The 18,665-nt window shown below is 56.9% G+C and carries 19 protein-coding genes and 2 tRNA genes; 15 read left to right on the top strand and 6 right to left on the bottom strand.

Going from position 1 to position 18,665, the window contains the following annotated elements; translation table 11 throughout:
* Positions 1 to 12 precede the first annotated feature (12 nt).
* Positions 13 to 89 (bottom strand) — tRNA-Arg (locus ACTQWD_RS01805).
* A gap of 203 nt (positions 90 to 292) precedes the next feature.
* Between ACTQWD_RS01805 and aroF the strand changes: the two genes are divergently transcribed.
* From aroF to glf, 12 genes are all read left to right on the top strand, one after another.
* The gene (gene aroF, locus ACTQWD_RS01800) at positions 293 to 1,315 is read left to right on the top strand and encodes a 3-deoxy-7-phosphoheptulonate synthase (protein WP_154516169.1); all 1,023 of its coding nucleotides are present in this window, start codon (positions 293 to 295) and stop codon (positions 1,313 to 1,315) included.
* Positions 1,316 to 1,318: 3 nt separating this feature from the next.
* Complete coding sequence (locus ACTQWD_RS01795) at positions 1,319 to 2,233, top strand: prephenate dehydrogenase (RefSeq protein ID WP_441559117.1); 915 nt, start codon at positions 1,319 to 1,321, stop codon at positions 2,231 to 2,233.
* A gap of 36 nt (positions 2,234 to 2,269) precedes the next feature.
* A complete protein-coding gene (gene aroB / locus ACTQWD_RS01790) occupies positions 2,270 to 3,376 on the top strand; it encodes a 3-dehydroquinate synthase (RefSeq protein ID WP_441559116.1) in 1,107 nt (368 codons plus the stop codon).
* Complete coding sequence (gene aroA / locus ACTQWD_RS01785) at positions 3,370 to 4,689, top strand: 3-phosphoshikimate 1-carboxyvinyltransferase (protein WP_427794801.1); 1,320 nt, start codon at positions 3,370 to 3,372, stop codon at positions 4,687 to 4,689. Before aroB ends, aroA begins: the two co-directional genes overlap by 7 nt.
* Before the next feature lies 1 nt (position 4,690).
* Positions 4,691 to 5,788, top strand: a complete 1,098-nt coding sequence (aroC, locus tag ACTQWD_RS01780) for a chorismate synthase (RefSeq protein WP_441559115.1) — start codon at positions 4,691 to 4,693, stop codon at positions 5,786 to 5,788.
* A gap of 169 nt (positions 5,789 to 5,957) precedes the next feature.
* A complete protein-coding gene (gene pheA / locus ACTQWD_RS01775) occupies positions 5,958 to 7,103 on the top strand; it encodes a prephenate dehydratase (RefSeq protein WP_441559114.1) in 1,146 nt (381 codons plus the stop codon).
* Entirely contained in the window at positions 7,104 to 8,342 is a 1,239-nt protein-coding gene (locus tag ACTQWD_RS01770) for a shikimate kinase (RefSeq protein ID WP_441559113.1), read from the top strand. It abuts the gene before it with no gap.
* 100 nt (positions 8,343 to 8,442) lie between these two features.
* Positions 8,443 to 8,880, top strand: a complete 438-nt coding sequence (aroQ, locus tag ACTQWD_RS01765; RefSeq protein ID WP_022094776.1) for a type II 3-dehydroquinate dehydratase — start codon at positions 8,443 to 8,445, stop codon at positions 8,878 to 8,880.
* A 129-nt stretch (positions 8,881 to 9,009) separates the two neighbouring features.
* Entirely contained in the window at positions 9,010 to 9,459 is a 450-nt protein-coding gene (locus ACTQWD_RS01760; RefSeq protein ID WP_427748113.1) for a DUF4869 domain-containing protein, read from the top strand.
* Positions 9,459 to 10,460, top strand: coding sequence for a hypothetical protein (locus ACTQWD_RS01755; RefSeq protein WP_441559112.1), 1,002 nt, complete (start codon positions 9,459 to 9,461; stop codon positions 10,458 to 10,460). Before ACTQWD_RS01760 ends, ACTQWD_RS01755 begins: the two co-directional genes overlap by 1 nt.
* A 226-nt stretch (positions 10,461 to 10,686) precedes the next feature.
* Positions 10,687 to 11,733: an acyltransferase family protein gene (locus ACTQWD_RS01750; protein WP_441559111.1), complete on the top strand. Its 1,047-nt coding sequence runs from the start codon at positions 10,687 to 10,689 to the stop codon at positions 11,731 to 11,733.
* A gap of 115 nt (positions 11,734 to 11,848) precedes the next feature.
* Positions 11,849 to 12,973: a UDP-galactopyranose mutase gene (gene glf, locus ACTQWD_RS01745; protein ID WP_441559110.1), complete on the top strand. Its 1,125-nt coding sequence runs from the start codon at positions 11,849 to 11,851 to the stop codon at positions 12,971 to 12,973.
* Between the two features lie 267 nt (positions 12,974 to 13,240).
* Here the strand turns inward: glf and ACTQWD_RS01740 are convergent, their stop codons facing one another.
* From ACTQWD_RS01740 to ACTQWD_RS01725, 4 genes are all read right to left on the bottom strand, one after another.
* Positions 13,241 to 13,717 (bottom strand): adenylyltransferase/cytidyltransferase family protein, encoded by a 477-nt coding sequence (locus tag ACTQWD_RS01740; RefSeq protein WP_441559109.1) that lies wholly within the window; start codon positions 13,715 to 13,717, stop codon positions 13,241 to 13,243.
* Positions 13,718 to 13,770: 53 nt separating this feature from the next.
* Positions 13,771 to 13,844: transfer RNA gene (locus ACTQWD_RS01735), tRNA-Arg, on the bottom strand.
* Positions 13,845 to 13,897: 53 nt separating this feature from the next.
* Positions 13,898 to 14,665 carry an ABC transporter ATP-binding protein gene (locus tag ACTQWD_RS01730; RefSeq protein ID WP_117776189.1) on the bottom strand — a complete coding sequence of 256 codons (768 nt, stop codon included), beginning with the start codon at positions 14,663 to 14,665 and terminating at the stop codon, positions 13,898 to 13,900.
* A gap of 12 nt (positions 14,666 to 14,677) precedes the next feature.
* Positions 14,678 to 15,523, bottom strand: coding sequence for an ABC transporter permease (locus ACTQWD_RS01725; RefSeq protein WP_441559108.1), 846 nt, complete (start codon positions 15,521 to 15,523; stop codon positions 14,678 to 14,680).
* 162 nt (positions 15,524 to 15,685) lie between these two features.
* On the opposite strand from ACTQWD_RS01725, the gene ACTQWD_RS01720 reads away from it, so the two are divergent.
* Both ACTQWD_RS01720 and ACTQWD_RS01715 read left to right on the top strand, forming a co-directional pair.
* Positions 15,686 to 16,621 carry a glycosyltransferase family 2 protein gene (locus tag ACTQWD_RS01720; protein WP_441559107.1) on the top strand — a complete coding sequence of 312 codons (936 nt, stop codon included), beginning with the start codon at positions 15,686 to 15,688 and terminating at the stop codon, positions 16,619 to 16,621.
* A 173-nt stretch (positions 16,622 to 16,794) separates the two neighbouring features.
* Complete coding sequence (locus tag ACTQWD_RS01715) at positions 16,795 to 17,871, top strand: LicD family protein (RefSeq protein ID WP_441559106.1); 1,077 nt, start codon at positions 16,795 to 16,797, stop codon at positions 17,869 to 17,871.
* Positions 17,872 to 18,032: 161 nt separating this feature from the next.
* On the opposite strand, the gene ACTQWD_RS01710 is transcribed toward ACTQWD_RS01715, so the two are convergent.
* Positions 18,033 to 18,263: a hypothetical protein gene (locus ACTQWD_RS01710; protein WP_441559105.1), complete on the bottom strand. Its 231-nt coding sequence runs from the start codon at positions 18,261 to 18,263 to the stop codon at positions 18,033 to 18,035.
* A gap of 105 nt (positions 18,264 to 18,368) precedes the next feature.
* Here ACTQWD_RS01710 and ACTQWD_RS01705 point away from each other — a divergent pair.
* Positions 18,369 to 18,665 (top strand): transposase (locus tag ACTQWD_RS01705; RefSeq protein WP_441559104.1); only part of this gene is annotated, 297 nt, incomplete at its 3' end.

Raw genomic sequence — 18,665 nt, 5'->3', positions numbered from 1 at the left:
CCTTACGTTCGATGGTGCCCCATGTTGGATTCGAACCAACGGCCTTCTGCTCCGGAGGCAGACGCTCTAATCCCCTGAGCTAATAGGGCCAACGGTTGGCATTATACCCAAGTGCGCCACGAGCTAACAACATAATAGAAAAAGCTCTGCAATTACGTGGGAGACGAAGCGCAACGGCTCACTTTAGGACGCAAAAGTGAAATAATTAGTATAAACTCTCATGCACCATATGATACGGCTCGCACTGCGGGCCGTTTTTGCACGGGTTATCCATCGAGGTGAGAGGCACACCATGATTGCAATTTTAAAGCAGAGCGCCAGCGATGAAGCCATCGGCCACATCGTCAGCTGGATTGAGAAGAAGGGTCTCAAAACCGACGTGTCGCGCGGCGAGAACGAGACCATCATCGGCCTGGTGGGCGATACGACCAAGATCGACCCGTTCCTGCTCGAGTCCATGGACGTCGTCGAGCGCGTGCAGCGCGTCTCCGAGCCGTTCAAGCGTGCCAACCGCAAGTTTCACCCCGAAGACTCCGTCATCGACTGCGGCCACGGCATCAAGATCGGCGGCGACCAGTTCCAGGTCATCGCCGGACCCTGCTCCGTCGAGGGCGAAAACCTCATTCGCATCGCACGCCGCGTAAAGGCCGCCGGCGCCACCATGCTGCGTGGCGGTGCCTACAAGCCCCGCACCTCCCCTTACGCCTACCAGGGCATGGGCCCCGCCGGCCTGGACCTGCTATGCGAGGCATCGGCCGAGCTCGACATGCCGATCGTCACCGAGATCATGGACCCACGCGACGTGCAGGTCTTCTTGGATAAGAAGATTGACGTCATGCAGATTGGCGCCCGCAACGCGCAGAACTTCCCCCTGCTCAAGGAGGTCGGCAAGACCAAGACCCCGGTCCTGCTCAAGCGCGGCATGTCCGGCACCGTCGACGAGCTGCTCATGGCTGCCGAGTACATCATGAGCGAGGGCAACGACAACGTCATCCTGTGCGAGCGCGGCATTCGCACCTTCGAGACCCGCACCCGTAACACCTTCGACCTCAACGCCGTGCCGGTGCTGCACCACCTGTCGCACCTGCCCGTCGTGGCCGACCCCAGCCATGCGACCGGCTACACCCGCTACGTTGAACCCATGGCGCTCGCCGCGACCGCCTGCGGCGCCAACGGTCTGGAGATCGAGGTCCACGACGAGCCCAGCCGCGCGTGGTCCGACGGCGCCCAGGCCCTCACCCCCGACCAGTTCGACGACACCATGCGCCGTATCCGCGCCATCCGCGAGGTTGTCTGCCAAGAGACCATGGAGTAGCACATGGGTACGGTAAGAAACGCACGCGTTAACCAGGGCGGCCCTAAATGCGCCGGCATTGTGGGCCTGGGTCTGATCGGCGGCAGCTTTGCCCGCGGCTATGCGCAGGCGGGCGTCCGCGTGCTGGCCTGGGACCCCGACGATGACGTCATGACGGCCGCCAGCATGGGCACCGTCGCCGGCGAGCTCAACGACGAGACGCTCGGCGAGTGCGACATCATCGTGCTTGCCTGTTACCCCGAGGCCTGCATCGAATGGCTCGAGGCGCACGCCCAAGCGCTCGCCGACGCCACCGATACCGAGGCCATCATGGGGCCCGTGGTGATTGACACCGTGGGCGTGAAGGGCATCGTGTGCGAGCGCGCCTTCGAACTCGCCCGCGAGTACGGGTTTTACTTTGTGGGCGCGCACCCCATGGCGGGCACCCAGTACTCGGGCTACGCTCACTCCCGTGCCGACCTGTTCCAGGGCGCGCCACTCGTGCTCGTGCCGCCCGCGGTGGACGATGCGCTCAAGCTGGAGCTTTTAGGCCAGGTGCGCGAGATGGTGCGCCCCTTAGGGTTTGGCAAGTTCAGCGTGACCACCGCCGCCGAGCACGACCGCGTGATCGCCTTTACGAGCCAGCTCGCGCATGTCGTCTCAAACGCCTACGTCAAAAGCCCGACTGCCCAGGTTCACCACGGTTTTTCGGCCGGTAGCTACCGCGATCTTACCCGCGTGGCGCACCTCAACCCGCAAATGTGGTCCGAGCTCATGATCGACGACGCCGACGCACTTGCCTTCGAAATCGACCATCTGATCGACTCGCTTGGCGCCTACAGCCGTGCGCTCAAGGACCGCGACCAGCGTTATCTTGAGAATCTCCTTGCCGAGGGCGACCGCATCAAGCGCGCGCTCGACGACGAGGCCACCCACTAGACCACCTATCACGCCAGGTCGAAAGGACCAAAGCTTATGGCGATTACCATCGATATCGACACCGCACGCCCCTACCAGGTGCACGTCGGCACGTTTTTGCTGGAGCAGGCGGGCCCGCTCGTCCGCGCCACCGCCGGCGGTACCAAAGCCGTCATCGTGACGGACACCAACGTGGGCCCGCTCTACCAAATGCCTGTTAAGCAGAGCCTGGAGGCTGCGGGCTATACGGTGAGTGTCTGCACCTTCGAGGCCGGCGAGGCCCACAAGCGCGCCGAGACCTACATCAACATCTTGGAGTTTGTGGCCGAGCACGAGCTCTCGCGCTCCGACGTGATCGTGGCACTCGGCGGCGGCGTTGTAGGCGACGTGGCTGGCTTTGTGGCCGCCACCTACATGCGCGGCTGTAAATTTGTGCAGATCCCCACGAGCCTGCTCGCTATGGTTGATTCGTCGGTGGGCGGCAAGACGGCCATCGACCTAGCAGCCGGCAAAAACCTGGCCGGCGCCTTTTGGCAGCCGAGTGTAGTTATTGCCGACGTGGGGTGTCTCGCCACCCTCACGCCCGAGCAGTTTGCCGACGGCTGCGGAGAGGTCGTCAAACACGCCGTGATCGCCGACCCCGAGCTTTTCACCGAGTTGGAGAAGACCCCGCTCACGCTGGAGCTCCTCAACCGCGACGTGGCCCGCGTGGCGCTCATCATCGCCCGCAATATCGACATTAAACGCGCCGTGGTTGTCGCCGATGAGCGCGAGACCAACCAGCGCAAGCTGCTCAACTTTGGACACAGCGCCGGACACGCTGTCGAGGCCTGCGAGCACTTTGAGCTGGGACATGGCAACTGCGTGTCGATCGGCATGGGCATCATCACGCGCGCCGCAGCGCTTCATGGCATTTGCGACGCCGAGCTGCCCGGCCGCATCGAGGAGCTCTGCGCACGCCACGGCCTTAAGACCCGCTGCGAGCTTTCGGCCGACGCCGTCTTTGCCGAGGCACTCCACGATAAAAAGCGCGCCGGTGACACCATCGACCTGGTAATTCCGCACGGCATTGGCCGCTGCAGCATCGACCGCACGCCGCTTTCCGCCTTTCACGATTTAATTGCCGAGGGCCTCGGCCAGAAGGGAGACGCCTCCGCATGCTAGCCCGCATCACTCCGTCCCCACTCAAGGGCACCGTCCCCGCCATCGCATCCAAGTCGATGGCGCACCGCCTGATCATCTGCGCCGCCCTTGCCAACGGTGAGACGCATGTGACCTGCAACACCACCTGCGCCGATATCGAGGCCACGGTGCGCTGCCTCACGGCACTCGGCGCCCGCATCGAGACCGTCGAGGATGGCTTCCAAGTCCATCCCACTATGAAAAGTATTGAGTTTGGCCTGCTCAAAGCACTTGCCGGTGGCACGCTCGACTGCGGCGAGAGCGGCTCCACGCTCCGCTTTATGCTGCCCGTCGCCTGCGCGCTGGGAGCAGAGGCCACGTTTGTGGGCCAGGGCCGTCTGGGCGCCCGCCCGCTCTCCCCGCTCTCGGACGAGATCATCGCCGCCGGCTGCGACCTGCAGGGCCTGGGCGGCTTTCCGCTCAAGACAAGTGGCCGCATGCGCCCGGGTACTTTTATCCTGCCGGGCAATGTGAGCTCACAGTACATCTCCGGTCTACTGTTGGCAGCCCCGCTGCTGGCCCAGCCCTCCTGCGTGCAGGTGACCGGCCTTATCGAGAGCCGTCCCTACATCAACCTGACGATCCAGGCCATGAAGGCCTTCGGCGTCGAGGTCAACGTCGAGCGCATCCCCGCCAAGAATGGCAAGCCCGAGGTCACGAACTTCCGCGTGAGCAGCGGCTCGTACCGCACGCCTGGCAACGTGGCTGTCGAGGGCGACTGGTCCAACGCCGCCTTTTGGCTGTGTGCCGGCGCCATCGGCTCCGACCCCATCACTGTCGAGGGTGTGTCACTCAGCTCGGCCCAGGGTGATCGCAACGTGCTTGCCGCGCTTTCGCGCTTTGGTGCCCGCATCGTGCGCTCCACCAACGCCGCCACCGTGCAGTCCGACAAGCTCGCAGGCTTTGAGATGAGCGCGCACGACATCCCCGACCTGGTGCCCGTTATCTCGGCCGTAGCATCGCTGGCGCAGGGCCGCACGTTCATCCGCGATTGTGCCCGCCTACGCATCAAAGAATCCGACCGTCTTGCCACCACCACCCGTGAGCTCACCGCGCTGGGCGCGCAGGTGCGCATTGCCGGCGACGACCTCATCATCAAGGGCGTCGATGCCTTTACCGGCGGCGAGGTCGATTCGCACAACGACCATCGTATCGCCATGATGGCCGCCATCGCCGCGAGCCGTGCTACCGGCGAAGTTGTGATCCACGGCGCCGAGGCCGTCAATAAGTCCTATCCCGATTTCTTTGACCACTACCGCCTGCTGGGCGGCAAGGTCACGCTCGAGGAGGAATAGCATGTCCTCGACCTTTGGCAACGTTTTGCACTTAAGCATCTTCGGCCAGTCGCACTCCCCCGCCATCGGCTGCTCGCTCGACGGCATTCCGGCAGGTATCGCCGTTGACCAGGAGCAGCTGCAGGCCTTCCTCGATCGTCGCGCCCCCGGTCGCGACGAGACCGCGACCAAGCGCCGCGAGGCCGACGCCGCGCACATCATTGCCGGTGTGGTCGATGGGCACACCACCGGCGCGCCTATAGCCGCGATTATCGAGAACACCAACATGCGCTCCAAGGACTATTCCGAGCTGCGCCGCAAGCCCCGCCCGGGGCATGCGGACTACCCCGCGCGCGTGAAATACCACAACATGCACGATGTCGCCGGCGGCGGGCATTTTTCCGGCCGCTTAACGGCTCCCCTATGCATCGCCGGCGGTATTGCGCTGCAGGCACTCGAGGCGCGCGGCATCAAGGTGATGGCACACGTCGCGCAGATCGGCGGCATCTCCGACCTGCCCATGGACGACATGGTCTATCGCGAGGCCGACCGCAAGGCGATCCTTTCGAACGACCTACCGTGCATCGACGCGGCAGCTGCCGGCCGTATGCGCGAGGAGATTCTCGCCGCACGCGACGAGCTTGATAGCATCGGCGGCATCGTGGAGTGCGGCATCTATGGGCTCCCCGCGGGTATCGGTGACCCCATGTTCGATGGCATCGAGAACCGCATCGCACAGATCGCCTTTGGCATTCCCGCCGTAAAGGGCGTGGAGTTTGGCATGGGCTTTGCCGTGGCCGCCATGCGCGGCAGCGAGAACAACGATCCGTACCGCATAGATGCCGAGACCGGCGAGATTGCGGTCGAGTCCAACAACGCCGGCGGCATCCTGGGCGGCATCTCCACCGGCGCACCCGTCATGTGGCGGATGGCCGTAAAGCCGACGCCCTCCATCGGTCGCGAGCAGCAGACCGTGGACATGGACGCCATGGAAAATGCGGAGCTCTCGGTCCACGGCCGCCACGACCCCTGCATCGTCCCGCGCGCCGTCCCCGTAGCCGAGGCAGCCGCGGCGCTCGCCATCTGGGACGCCCTCCTAGAAGACGCAGCCCAGCTTTAGCCCACCCACCCCGAGGGTAGCTAATTTGGGACGGGGCTTTTTTAGCTACCCCCATATGCCAGTGAGTATTTGCCCCGGCACCCATCGATTCGCCACCAGTCAAAGGGTAGCTAAAAAAGCCCCGTCCCAAATTAGCTACCCCAGGCAACGATTCACGAAAGGGGTCTCCATGGACCTTGCCGACATCCGCCAGGCCATCGATGGCATCGACACCACGCTCCTCAACAGCTTTGTCGAGCGCATGGACATTGCCACCGAGGTCGCCAAATCAAAGATCGAGATGGGCAAGGCCGTCTTCGACCCCGCCCGCGAGCGCTCCAAACTCAACAACCTCGCCAGCCGAGCACCCGAGCGCTACGAGGCCCAGACCATTACCCTGTTCCGCCTCCTCATGAGCATGAGCAAGGCCGAGCAGCAGCGCTACATTAACGAGCTCAAGGGCATCACCGTGTCGCAAAAGGCCCATGCCACGGCGGCAGCATTTGACACACCTTTCCCTCAGACGGCCACCGTTGCCTGCCAGGGCGTGGAAGGCGCCTACAGCCAAATTGCCGCGTGCAAGCTCTTCGACGTGCCCGACATTGCGTTCTTTGAAACCTTTGAAGGCGTTATGCGCGCCGTACGCGACGGCTTCTGCGAGTTTGGCGTGCTGCCCATCGAAAACTCAACCGCTGGCTCGGTCAACGCCGTCTACGATCTTCTCGCACAGTTCGATTTCCACATCGTGCGTTCGCTGCGCCTCAAGATCGATCACAACCTGCTCGTCAAACCCGGCACCAAGCTCGCAGACGTGCGCGAGGTCTACAGCCATGGCCAGGCCATCGCCCAGTGCGCCGGCTTTATCGAGGGCCACGGCCTGCACGCCACCAAGTACCCCAACACTGCTATGTCGGCCGAGATGGTCGCCAACTCCGCTCGCACCGACGTCGCCGCCATCGCCTCGCGCAGCTGCGCCGCGCTGTATGGCCTCGAGGTGCTGGAGCCCAATATCCAGGACTCGGACAATAACTACACACGCTTTGTCGTCATCAGCCGCGAGCCGCGCGTCTATCCCGGTGCCAACCGTACCTCGCTCATGATCACCACGGCCAATGAGCCGGGTGCCCTCTACCGAGTGCTCGAGCGCTTCTACGCGCTCAACATCAACCTCATCAAGCTCGAGAGCCGCCCCATCCCCGGGCACGACTTTGAGTTTATGTTCTACTTTGACCTGGACTGCCCCTTTGGCAGCAAGGCCCTCGACGACCTGCTCGATTCCATCGACGACGTGTGCGAGAGTTTCACCTACTTTGGCAGCTACACGGAGGTGCTCTAGATGACCGATACCACCGCAACCCGCCCCTACGGCGTGCTGGGCCGCGTGCTGGGCCACAGCTACACCCCGACCATCTACAAGGAGCTCGCAGGGCTGGAGTATGTGCGCTTTGAGCGCGAGCCCGAGAACCTCGAGGCTTTTATGACGGGCGACGAGTGGGAAGGCACCAACGTGACCATCCCCTACAAGCGAGCCGTCATGGACTACCTGGACGAGCTGAGTCCCCTGGCCAAGCGCATGGGTAACGTCAACACCATCACGCGCCTACCCGACGGCCGCCTGCGCGGCGACAACACCGACTACTTTGGTTTTCAGTGCCTGGTCGAGGAGCTGGGCGTTGAGGTTGCCGGAAAGAAGGTCCTCGTGCTCGGCGCCACCGGCGGTGCCGGCACCACAGCAAGCATGGTGCTCGGCGACCTAGGCGCCATCGTGGTGCCCGTGGGTCGCACGAGCGAGGTCAACTACGATAACATCGCACAGCAGTCCGATGCCGCGTTGCTCGTCAACTGCACGCCCGTCGGCATGTTCCCCCACTGCCCCGACGCGCCTTGCACGCTCGAAGGACTTGACGCGCTCGAAGGCGTCATCGACATTGTCTACAATCCCGCCCGCACGGGACTCATGCTCGAGGCCGAGCGCCGCGGCATCCCCTGCATCGGCGGCCTGCTGATGCTCGTGGCCCAAGCGGCACAGGCTGTTGAGCGCTACACCGGTCAGATTACACCGCGCGAGCGCATCCTGGATGTGACGGAGCGCCTGTCCCGCCACGAGCAGAACATCGCGCTCATCGGCATGCCGGGCTCGGGCAAGACCCGCGTGGGCGAGCAGATTGCCCAGCTCACGGGCCGCGAGCACATCGACTTAGACCGCGCGCTCGAGGAGCGCCTCGGCATGCCCTGTGCCGACTATATCGTCGAACGTGGCGAGGCGGCATTCCGCGAGCAGGAGACGGCGGCGCTGGCCGATATCTCCAAGCGCAGCGGCCTGGTGCTCTCCACCGGCGGCGGCGTGGTCACACGCGACGAGAACTACCCGCTGCTGCACCAAAACAGCCAGATCGTGATGCTCAACCGCAAGCTCGACGAACTCGCTCACAAGGGCCGCCCCATCACCGCCCGCGACGGCATCGATAAGCTCGCCGAGCAGCGCATGCCGCGCTACCGCGCCTGGGCCGACTACATCATCGACTCACGCGACTGCGCCGCCAACACCGCCCGCGCCGTCCTCGACACCCTCTAAAACCTGCCAAAAAGGGACAGGTTTATTTTGGCAGGTTTTATCTGGGCAAACGTCGCAGACAGCAAGCCCCGCCACCAACCAGACCACAAAGGAAGCAACCATGAAAGCACTCGTCATCAACGGCCCCAACCTCAACATGCTCGGCATTCGCGAGCCGGGTATCTACGGCAGCGACAACTACGACCGCCTGGTCCAGATCTGCCAGGAGGCAGGTGCCGCACAGGGCTTTGACGAGGTCGAGGTCTTCCAGTCCAACCACGAGGGCAGTATCGTCGACAAGATCCAGGAGGCTTACGGCAAGGTCGACGGCATCGTCATCAACCCGGCGGCCTACACGCACACCAGCGTAGCCATCCTGGACGCCCTCAAGGCCGTCGCCATCCCCGCCGTTGAGGTCCACATTAGCGCCGTCGAGACGCGCGAGGACTTCCGTCAGGTGAGCTACGCCCGCCTGGCTTGCTTTGCCACCATCACCGGCGAAGGCCTCCAGGGCTACGCTCACGCGCTGGAGCTGCTGAAGGAGCATCTCGAAAAGTAGCGTCGCGAGCAAATCCATCAACACGACTACGCGCTAATAAAGCCAGCGCCGGCAGTAGCGACCTCGCTGCTGCCGGCATTTTATTACTGGCATATAATCGTTGCAGTCACACTACGTCTGGAGACCAACATGCTGAGCATTCACCTGGGGGATTACCCCGGTTCCATCTACGATACCGAAACCTATTTTAGGAACTCATACTTGGACTCATGGTTCGAAGACCCCATGGCCGCACAGATTATTAAACGCGTGGACGGATCAGAGCTCATCGGTCCCCACAACATCGTAAGCAAGCAGCTGGGCTCAATCACTCCACTCGAACTGTCCGGCGGCGTTAAGACGCTGCTGCTGGTGCGCAATCTCCCAAATATGGTGTTTAACGCATCCACCTGCGGAGACAACTGTGCCCGCTGGCTACTCAAGATCGGCAAAGAACAGGATGTGCTGGTGACCCTTTACCACATCATGAAATTCCCCTGGAAGAACTTTGAAATCCGCATTGAAAACGATGGCCGCATCGTCAGGAACATGCAGGAGTTTGTCGGTGCCACGAATGACTTTTTGGATGTTGATGAGTAATGAGGGGAACGCACACCGTTGTCGTAGAGCGTGCAAAGGTCAAATACACGCTCACGTTTAAACGAAATATTTCCTTCATACGCGGCAACAGCGGCACGGGCAAAACGACGCTCATCTCGATGATTCGCGACTACAACGACCGAGGACAGGAAAGCGGCGTTACACTCAGCTGCGACGTGCCCTGCGAAACGCTTTCTGGCAGACGCTGGGAGCGCGAGCTGTCGATTATCGAAGATTCAATCGTCTTTCTAGATGAGGGTAACGAGTTTATCTACTCAAAGGACTTCGCCAAAGCCGTCAACGGCTCGTCCAACTATTTTGTTCTGATATCTCGTCGCGACGCCAACGAGCTCCCCTACAGCGTCGACGAGATCCTAAAACTGGTCAACACCACAAGCAAGACGATCAATGGCCGCAAGAGCGACAGGCGCTTCTACTCGGTGACCAAGCCGCTATATGACCACACGGCAAGTATGCTGTATCAGGACCTTAACGTAGGTTTCGACAATCCCGATGCCGTAATTGTCGAGGATAGCAAGTCTGGTTATCAATTCTACAGCGCCCTTTGCAACCGACTGGGAATCCCCTGCTACACCGCTACCGGCGTAGCAAACCTAAAACGAACGATTCACGAATGCCCCGAGCAAAACGTTCTTGCCATTGGAGACGGCGCAGCGTTTGGCCCCTACATCGAAAAGGTGCTGGGACAGCGCGTTTACAAGAACGTTCGCTTGTTCCTCCCGGAATCATTTGAGTGGACGCTTCTGCAATCCGGCCTCATCCCCAACAACGACATTCCAAAAATCCTCAAGGATCCTTCGAGCTATATCGAAAGCCGCGACTACCTGAGCTGGGAGCGGTTCTTCACCGACGTATTGATCAAGTACTCGGCAGACACTCGCTACGCCTACAGAAAAGCAAAGCTCAATGAGCAATACCTGAAGCCGCAAGCAATAGATGCAGTCGGGAGCGTCTTGCCCGAGTGCCTACGGGCAGAATAGCGAGTCCTTAAGTTCATTTGGAAACCTGGCAACGCTCACGCACTGGAGCTGCTGAGGGAGCATCTCGGTTAATTGCAAACATGAAATAGCAGACAATAGCAAGATATTAAAATCTTGCAGCCCCTCATTAGAGCAGTCTGCCACTGATCGAGCGAAGAGGCATCTTGGGCTGCAATGATATGATAAGTTCCATTGAATATTTTTGCGTAACGAAAGGCATCTATGCATGATTGAGAAGTCGACAAGCAACAACATTAAAGTGCTCGGAGTAGTAATGACGGCCGTAATTGTTGCATATCATTCCTGGCCGACAACTCCTCCCGGCTTAGGACCAGTTGATCTACGGCTCAACGAACTGATTGCTTCTTCAATAAATCAGCTTGCCGTCTTAGCAATGTCATATTTCTTTACGGTGTCAGGGTTCCTATTGTTTTCGGGGCTCACCCCAAAAAAAATACCTCTAAAAATCAAGAAACGAGTCAGGACGCTTCTTATTCCATACCTAATTTGGCAATTGTTATCAACTGCATATCTCGTTACCGTCGGAGCACCTTACTCCATTGAAAAATGGATTGGTACGGTATTTCTGTTTCAAACTTGGCCCCCCAATGGAGCCCTTTGGTATGTATATGCAATATTCCTGCTGGCGTGTTGCTCTTACCCAATCCTTCGTCTACTAGAGAATCCCAAAATAGGTGCCATTGTTGTTGTGGCCTGCTTTTTTACCTGTTTCAAGCTGGGAAATTCAGCCAACCCTGCCATTCAAAGATTCTTTACCTACGGCTATAACGGAAACACCGTTGGATATCTACCGGCATATATTTTAGGAGCATACGCAGGGCTTCACTCCGACAACAATAACCGCACAATCACACTATGTATCCTGCAGCTATTCTTAGGCTTTATTTTTATATCAAAAAATGGTGATTCCTTCGCATATATCACGGTGAGATGCATTCCCACCTTAATGCTATTATTGCTAAATCTTCCAGTTATTTACGAAAGCTCGACAGTATACAAAACTACTTTTCTAGTTTACGCATTGCAACATCAACCATATTTATATTGGCTGGATGAGTTCTTAAGGGGCATCACGGTATGCCTCCCCTCAATTGCTTTAGCGAATATCTCATTTAAACTTCTATATTGCGTGATTCTATTTGCTCTTGCCGCCGCGCTATATCATGCCCTAAAGTACGTCAATGCAACTTTAGTTCTTTCGCTCTTAACCGGCGGGCGCGCAGAGAGATCGCTCAAGGTGGCGGTAAAATAGCCGTAATACTTATCGGCCAAAGTGGCCAGCAGGACGCAATTATCTAAAAGTTGAAACGTTGTGCACATCCCACATCTTAAATATCTGTCCAATTGACATACAAAGGAGCATATCCATGTCCCAGTACGATTACCTTGTCGTCGGTGCCGGCCTTTCGGGTGCCGTCTTTGCCAATGCCGCCAAGCGCGCCGGCAAGTCGGTCCTGGTCATCGATCGCCGCGATCACATCGCCGGCAACATCTACACCGAGGACGTCGAGGGCATCCAGGTCCACCGCTACGGCGCGCACATCTTCCACACCTCTATGAAGGACGTCTGGGACTACGTCAACCGCTTCGCCGAGTTCAACAATTACGTCAACTCGCCGGTCGCCAACTTCCACGGCAACATGTACAACATGCCCTTTAACATGAACACCTTCGCCAAGATGTGGCCGGGCGTCGTCACGCCGGCAGACGCCAAGGCCAAGATCGCCGAGCAGGTGGCCGCCGAGAACATCGGCGAGCCGCAGAATCTTGAGGAGCAGGCGCTGTCGCTCGTCGGCCGCGACATCTTCGAGACGCTCGTGAAGGGCTACACCGAGAAGCAGTGGGGCCGTGATTGCCGCGACCTGCCCGCGAGCATCATCAAGCGCCTCCCCTGCCGCTTTACCTACGACAACAACTACTTCAACGACCGCTACCAGGGCATCCCCATGGGCGGCTACACCAAGATGGTCGCCAACATGCTCGAGGGCGTCGAGGTGCGCTGCGGCGTGGAGTACAAAGAGCTGATCGCCGCCGAGCCCGATATCGCCGCCAAGACGATCTACTGCGGCCCCATCGACGCGTTCTACGACTTTAAGCTGGGTACGCTCGAGTACCGCAGCCTGCGCTTTGAGACCGAGACGCTCGACGAGCAGGACCACCAGGGCGTGGCCGTGGTCAACTACACCGAGCGCGAGATCCCCTACACGCGCATCATCGAGCACAAGCACTTTGAGTTCGACACGCAGGACAAGACCGTCATCACGCGCGAGTACCCTGCCGACTGGAAGCCCGGCGACGAGCCCTACTACCCCATCAACGACGCCAAGAACGAGGCCCTCTACAAGCAGTACGAGGAGCTGGCGGCGCAGGAGGGCGACGTGATCTTCGCCGGTCGCCTGGGCGGCTACAAGTACTACGACATGGACAAGGCCATCGCCGCCGCCTTCGAGCTCGTCCGCAACGAGCTGGGCGTGGAGCCCACGGAGGCGTAGGGGCGCAGCAGGCCAAAGCAGACAGCCAAAATTACAAAAGCAGTAAGTCCGGTGCAGCGATCGCCGTGCCGGACTATTTTTGTGGAGCAATCGAAGTGCACTACTTCTATTCAAGAAAACAGGGCCGCAAGTCATCCCCATGTCTTGCGGCCCTGTTTAGACAATACCAAGATTCAATATATGCCAAGCCTGAATTCAGAGTCTTTAATACAAAAATTGCGGCGCTGCTTTCCCTTGCAGACGGACTGATGATGCACAGGATAGGTCCTACTGAGCAAGCCTGCTTTTTACTTCTGTTGTAGAGATTCCGGGGGTTCGGTTCAAGTAGACAACATCGCAGATATCTTTTAGCGATTCGAAACGAGGGTCGCCAGCCCAATCCCCTCCCATACAAACAATATCGGCATGGTATATTTCGACGTCGCGCGTCTTCTGATTCCAATCATTTTCGGGAATGACCAAGTCAACATAGCGTAGAGCCTCAAGCATCTCGCGCCGAACTTCATAGGAGTAAAAGCTGGTCTTTCCTTTGAGTGCATTAAATTCATCAGTTGACAACCCTACGATTAAATAATCGCCAAGCTTGGAAGCCTGCTGAAGGAGACGAATGTGTCCATAATGCAGTAGGTCGAATGTTCCATAGGTAAGCACTCGTTTTAAGGAATGATGACTCTCCGCACCGACTAAACCAGTTTCAAACAAATCGGGGTTTGCTTCAATCCGAACAGAGGAAAGTGCGCCCATCAGCCGCTCCAAAAAAGAAGAGCCGCCACATTGACGGCTCGGTAAATACGAGGTGCTCCATGGCGGATTCGAACCGTCGACCTTGGGATTAGAAGTCCCCTGCTCTATCCAACTGAGCTAATGGAGCATAAAGCCGCGCGTCCAAGCGGGTACAAGCGCACGCGACTGATAAATTATAACCTACTTGAACTGGTCGTGGTACGCCTTGCAGACCTCGTCCACGGGGCCATCCATACGCAGGTCGCCCTTTTCGATCCAAACAGCACGCTGGCAAATACGCTCAACCTGCTCCATGGAGTGAGAAACGAACAAGACCGTGACGTCACCGCTCTCAATAAAGTGCTGAATGCGGCGCTCGCACTTCTGCTGGAAAAAGACATCGCCAACAGAAAGCGTCTCATCGACGATGAGGATATCGGGCTCGGTAATCGTAGCGATAGCAAAGGCAATGCGTGCAACCATACCCGAAGAGAAGTTCTTCAGCGGCATGTCAACGAAGTCTTTAAGCTCAGCGAACTCGATGATCTCGTCAAAACTAGCGTCGATAAACTCCTTGGTATAGCCAAGCAGCGCACCGTTCAGATAGATATTCTCACGCGCGGTAAGTTCCGGGTCAAAGCCGGCACCAAGCTCAATCAGCGGTGCAATATTGCCGTGAACCTTAACCTCGCCTTCGCTGGGCTCCAAAACGCCAGCGATAATCTTGAGCATCGTAGACTTGCCGGAACCGTTAGTGCCAACAAGGCCAACGACCTCGCCGCGATGCACATCAAACGAAATGTGCTTAAGCGCACGGAATTCCTCAAAGAACAGCTCGTGCTTTGCGAGCTTAATAAAGTACTCCTTGAGGTTTGTAAGCGATTCGGACGCCATATTAAAAATCATGGTGACGTCTTTAACCTCAACAGCAAGGGGCTGCTTGCTGTAATCAATAGCAGATTCAGTCATGAACAGCACTCCTTAGATGTAGAGAATAAACTTGTGTTCGGTCTTGTGGAACACGGTATAGCCAGCAGCAAGGGCGATAGCAGCCCAAGCAACACAAAGGCCAAGCGTAAGCGCAGAGGGCACGGTGTTGAACAGGAAAATATCACGCATAAACTGCAGGTAGTTGTACATGGGATTCACCACAACAAGCACCTGAATCCAACGAGCCATTTGACCAATGAAGTCGGTCGTCCAGAAAATCGGCGTCAGATACATCCAGGCAGTAATGACAACGCTCCACAGATGCATAACATCGCGGAAGAAAACCGCCAGCGCCGAAAGCATCAAACCCAACCCCATGCAGAAGCACATGAGCAAAAGGAGGCAAACCGGCAACAGGATTAAATGCCAAGTAGGAACTACATGGAACCAGAACATGACCAAGGCGACGGCAACCAGAGAGAAAGCGAAGTTAACAAGCGAAAACAATACCTTTTGCACCGGGAATACCCAGCGATGCACCTTGACCTTCTTTAGCAGTGAGGAAGCCCAAATGATGGACATAAGTGCTTGGTTCGTAGACTCGGACATGACGGAAAACGTCACGTTACCGACGATCAAATAAAGTGGATACATCTCAGGCGTGATGGAGCCATTACGACCTTGGGCAAAGATAGTCGAAAACACGATCGACATGACAATCATCATCAACAAAGGATTAAGTACGGACCAAGCTACGCCCAAAACGCTGCGGCGATACTTAATCTTAAAATCCTTGGTAACCAGCTGCCTGAGGATAAATTTGTCCTTCTCATAATCATTTTTAGCGTGAGAGGCCGGTTTAGCCACCGCTTTCTGACTCTCAAGATTGTCAGCCACGGACCATCTCCTTGTCTCGTAAAACATAACATTGGAAAGTATAGCCCTCCCGCGTAAACGATAACTCACCGCAACAAATCTGGAGAACTAACCCATATCTAATCAAAGGGATGTGTGATGGTTATACTTTCGACCAGTTAAGTCATATAAAGGAGGTCCTATATGGACTATTCGAATATCGCCGTCATTATCCCTTGCTACAACGAAGCATTAACGATCGGCAAAGTTGTCGATGACTTTCACCGCGAATTGCCAGACGCGACAGTATACGTTTACGACAACAATTCCGCCGACAATACGGCACAGATAGCCAAGCAGCACGGGGCCACAGTGCGACATGAACCAAGGCAGGGAAAAGGCAACGTCTGCCGCCAAATGTTTCGCGATATCGACGCCGAGTGCTACTTGATGGTTGATGGAGACGACACGTACCCCGCCGAAGCCGCCAAATCGCTCTGCGAGCCCATCCTTAATGGCGAGGCAGACATGACCGTCGGCGACCGTCTCTCTAATGGCACCTATGCAGAAGAGAACAAAAGAGCGTTTCACGGGTTCGGAAACAATCTTGTTCGTGCCATGATCAAGTGGATTTACGGCTACAGCTTTGACGACGTGATGACCGGCTACCGAGCCATGAGCAAACCCTTCGTCAAGACCTTCCCCGTTTTGAGTGAGGGCTTCCAGATTGAAACCGAGCTCTCCATCCACGCTGTCGATCACCGCTGGCGTATTCAAGACGTGCCGGTAGAGTATCGAGATAGGCCCGCAGGCTCCGAGTCCAAGCTCAACACAATAGGTGACGGTATTAAAGTTATCGCAATGATTGGAACGCTTTTTAAGGATTACCGTCCACTCAAGTTCTTTAGTCTTATTGCATTCATCTTTGCCATCATAGGTCTCACTCTCGGAATCCCAATTGTTGTGGAGTACTTCCAAACCGGCTTAGTCCCCCGCTTCCCCACAGCCATGCTCGCGGCCTCATTCATGTTTCTGTGCGGGCTGAGCCTGGCAACCGGCCTCATCCTCGACTCCGTAGCAAAAGTTGAGAAAAAACAATGGGAACTGCAGGTGTATAGCAAAACAGAATGCAATCACTAGCGATGCCACAAATTAAAGGGCGGTATACATATTTTATTTAGCATTTAATCATGCTATCCACCGCTTAGTGGGAGCCGGGCTCCACTCATCCAGATTTAATCAGTCGTCGCAAAACCATCGAACTACGTAGGCTATATTAAACAGAACTCAATTCTCAACACGAAGGATATAGAATGGGCATCCTGTCACGCATCGCCGACCATCTTCCCGCATCAAAGCGAGCAATTAGAGATCTTCGCTCAGATGTCTATGAACTCTATGAACTCAACCGATCCATCAATGCGAGGATCGAGCAGGCCGACAACGGTATTAACGACAACCTGAATTTTAGGGCCGAATGGCTTAAAAGTGATAACGACGGCGTTTCGATGAGAATCGAAACGATGCTTTGGCAGCTTTACCGAAACGACAACGAAGATCTACAAGACGCAAAGAAGCGTTTTTTCGCGTCGCTTCCGAAAGCCAACGGCGGACTCAGGGCAATGCAGCTCGGATGTGCAAAGCTGCTTGGAGAGTTTGACTCATTATGTAAAGACAACGGTCTTCAATACTGGATAGCATTCGGAACGCTTCTTGGAGCAATCCGACACCAGGGCTTTATTCCTTGGGATGATGATAGCGATCTCGGCATGATGCGATCGGAGATTGACAGACTTATCGATATTGTCAGCGATGACGAACGGTATAGAATCTCAATCGTTTACGATGTCTGGAACTTCTGTAAGCAAGTTCGATTTATGTACGCAGACATTAATAATCCCTGCTTTTTAGACTTGTTCATATTTGAAGAGAGCGGCAACGCCGATAAAAAGACGTTTGAAAAACAGCTAGAACTAAGAATGAAAATGATAGCTGAGATGAAAGACGCGCCCTACTACAGCGAATGGAAAGAAAAGGAATTCATTCCAGCATCCGATCCGCTTACAACCCAAATAGAAGAAACGTTTGCAAAATACCGCTCGATCGAAATCGATCAAGGAATAATAGATGCGCAGGCAACCAATGGAATGCTTTGGGGCATCGAGAATATCTACATTTTGTCTGAGTATCAATGGGCATGTTCAAAACAGGATGTATTCCCAACACAAACTATTTCTTTTGAACAGATTCCTTGCCAGGCACCGAATAATCTCAGAAAGTTCACCGAAGACGTATATGGAGATATCTACCGAGTGCCGAAGGATATTTCGACACACCGCGAACACATCAATAAAGAAAACCTTCGCGCACTAGAAGATCAAGAGTCATAGGATCCAATTATCAATGGGGTCGATATTTAATTAATAATACCGACCCCATAATTAAATTCAGCAAGAAGTTAACAGCCGCGGTAGTGTCGAGAAAGTTGGTGTAGTGCCCGATCCGAAGCGAGTCGGCCCGGCGTCCCAGAATCTGGAATACGGTTGATATCCTATGCCGCCTCGACCCTGTCCGCAAGCTCGAGGCCGGACTCGAGCATCTTCCTTGCCTCCGCCTCGAGCCGCGCCCAATCGACGGGACCGTCGGTCCCCCGGGTGCGACCGTCGTCGTAGAGCTCGTTCATCCTCGCCTCCGAGAAGTACCTGGACTCCTGCCATATCTCGTCCTGCTCGCACATGACCGCGCCCGCGAGCCGCACCAGCGAGCCCGTGGGGTGACGCATAATTTCTTTCGCAAATTGACAACCGCATAGCGGAACACGGCCCGCGCCCCGTCATATGATTTCTAGCGACTAAACAACAAATCACCAACGAAGGGGGCACGGGCCGTGTCTGCGAACATCGTATCAGTCGACGAGGAGTCGCTGCGCAACGACATAAAGAATCTGGTGAGGAAGACCGTAGAGGAGACGCTCAACGCGCTGCTCGACGAGGAGGCGTCGGAGCTCGTCGGGGCCGGACGCTACGAGAGGACGGCGGGCCGGGAGGCCTACCGCAGCGGCCATTACACGAGAAGGCTCGTCACGGGCGCCGGGGAAGTCGAGCTCAGCGTGCCGAAGCTCCGCGGGGCGACCTTCCAGACGGCCGTCATCGAGCGCTACCGCAGGCGCGAGACCTCGGTCGAG

It is taken from the genome of Collinsella sp. LCP19S3_B6 (assembly GCF_052121815.1).
GTDB lineage: Bacteria > Actinomycetota > Coriobacteriia > Coriobacteriales > Coriobacteriaceae > Collinsella.
This window is presented reverse-complemented; position numbering and strand designations above follow the sequence as displayed.

Coding starts and splice junctions, on each gene's coding strand:
- aroF (WP_154516169.1), top strand. CDS start 293: ATGATTGCAATTTTAAAGCAGAGCGCCAGCGATGAAGCCATCGGCCAC.
- ACTQWD_RS01795 (WP_441559117.1), top strand. CDS start 1,319: ATGGGTACGGTAAGAAACGCACGCGTTAACCAGGGCGGCCCTAAATGC.
- aroB (WP_441559116.1), top strand. CDS start 2,270: ATGGCGATTACCATCGATATCGACACCGCACGCCCCTACCAGGTGCAC.
- aroA (WP_427794801.1), top strand. CDS start 3,370: ATGCTAGCCCGCATCACTCCGTCCCCACTCAAGGGCACCGTCCCCGCC.
- aroC (WP_441559115.1), top strand. CDS start 4,691: ATGTCCTCGACCTTTGGCAACGTTTTGCACTTAAGCATCTTCGGCCAG.
- pheA (WP_441559114.1), top strand. CDS start 5,958: ATGGACCTTGCCGACATCCGCCAGGCCATCGATGGCATCGACACCACG.
- ACTQWD_RS01770 (WP_441559113.1), top strand. CDS start 7,104: ATGACCGATACCACCGCAACCCGCCCCTACGGCGTGCTGGGCCGCGTG.
- aroQ (WP_022094776.1), top strand. CDS start 8,443: ATGAAAGCACTCGTCATCAACGGCCCCAACCTCAACATGCTCGGCATT.
- ACTQWD_RS01760 (WP_427748113.1), top strand. CDS start 9,010: ATGCTGAGCATTCACCTGGGGGATTACCCCGGTTCCATCTACGATACC.
- ACTQWD_RS01755 (WP_441559112.1), top strand. CDS start 9,459: ATGAGGGGAACGCACACCGTTGTCGTAGAGCGTGCAAAGGTCAAATAC.
- ACTQWD_RS01750 (WP_441559111.1), top strand. CDS start 10,687: ATGATTGAGAAGTCGACAAGCAACAACATTAAAGTGCTCGGAGTAGTA.
- glf (WP_441559110.1), top strand. CDS start 11,849: ATGTCCCAGTACGATTACCTTGTCGTCGGTGCCGGCCTTTCGGGTGCC.
- ACTQWD_RS01740 (WP_441559109.1), bottom strand. CDS start 13,717: ATGGGCGCACTTTCCTCTGTTCGGATTGAAGCAAACCCCGATTTGTTT.
- ACTQWD_RS01730 (WP_117776189.1), bottom strand. CDS start 14,665: ATGACTGAATCTGCTATTGATTACAGCAAGCAGCCCCTTGCTGTTGAG.
- ACTQWD_RS01720 (WP_441559107.1), top strand. CDS start 15,686: ATGGACTATTCGAATATCGCCGTCATTATCCCTTGCTACAACGAAGCA.
- ACTQWD_RS01715 (WP_441559106.1), top strand. CDS start 16,795: ATGGGCATCCTGTCACGCATCGCCGACCATCTTCCCGCATCAAAGCGA.
- ACTQWD_RS01710 (WP_441559105.1), bottom strand. CDS start 18,263: ATGCGTCACCCCACGGGCTCGCTGGTGCGGCTCGCGGGCGCGGTCATG.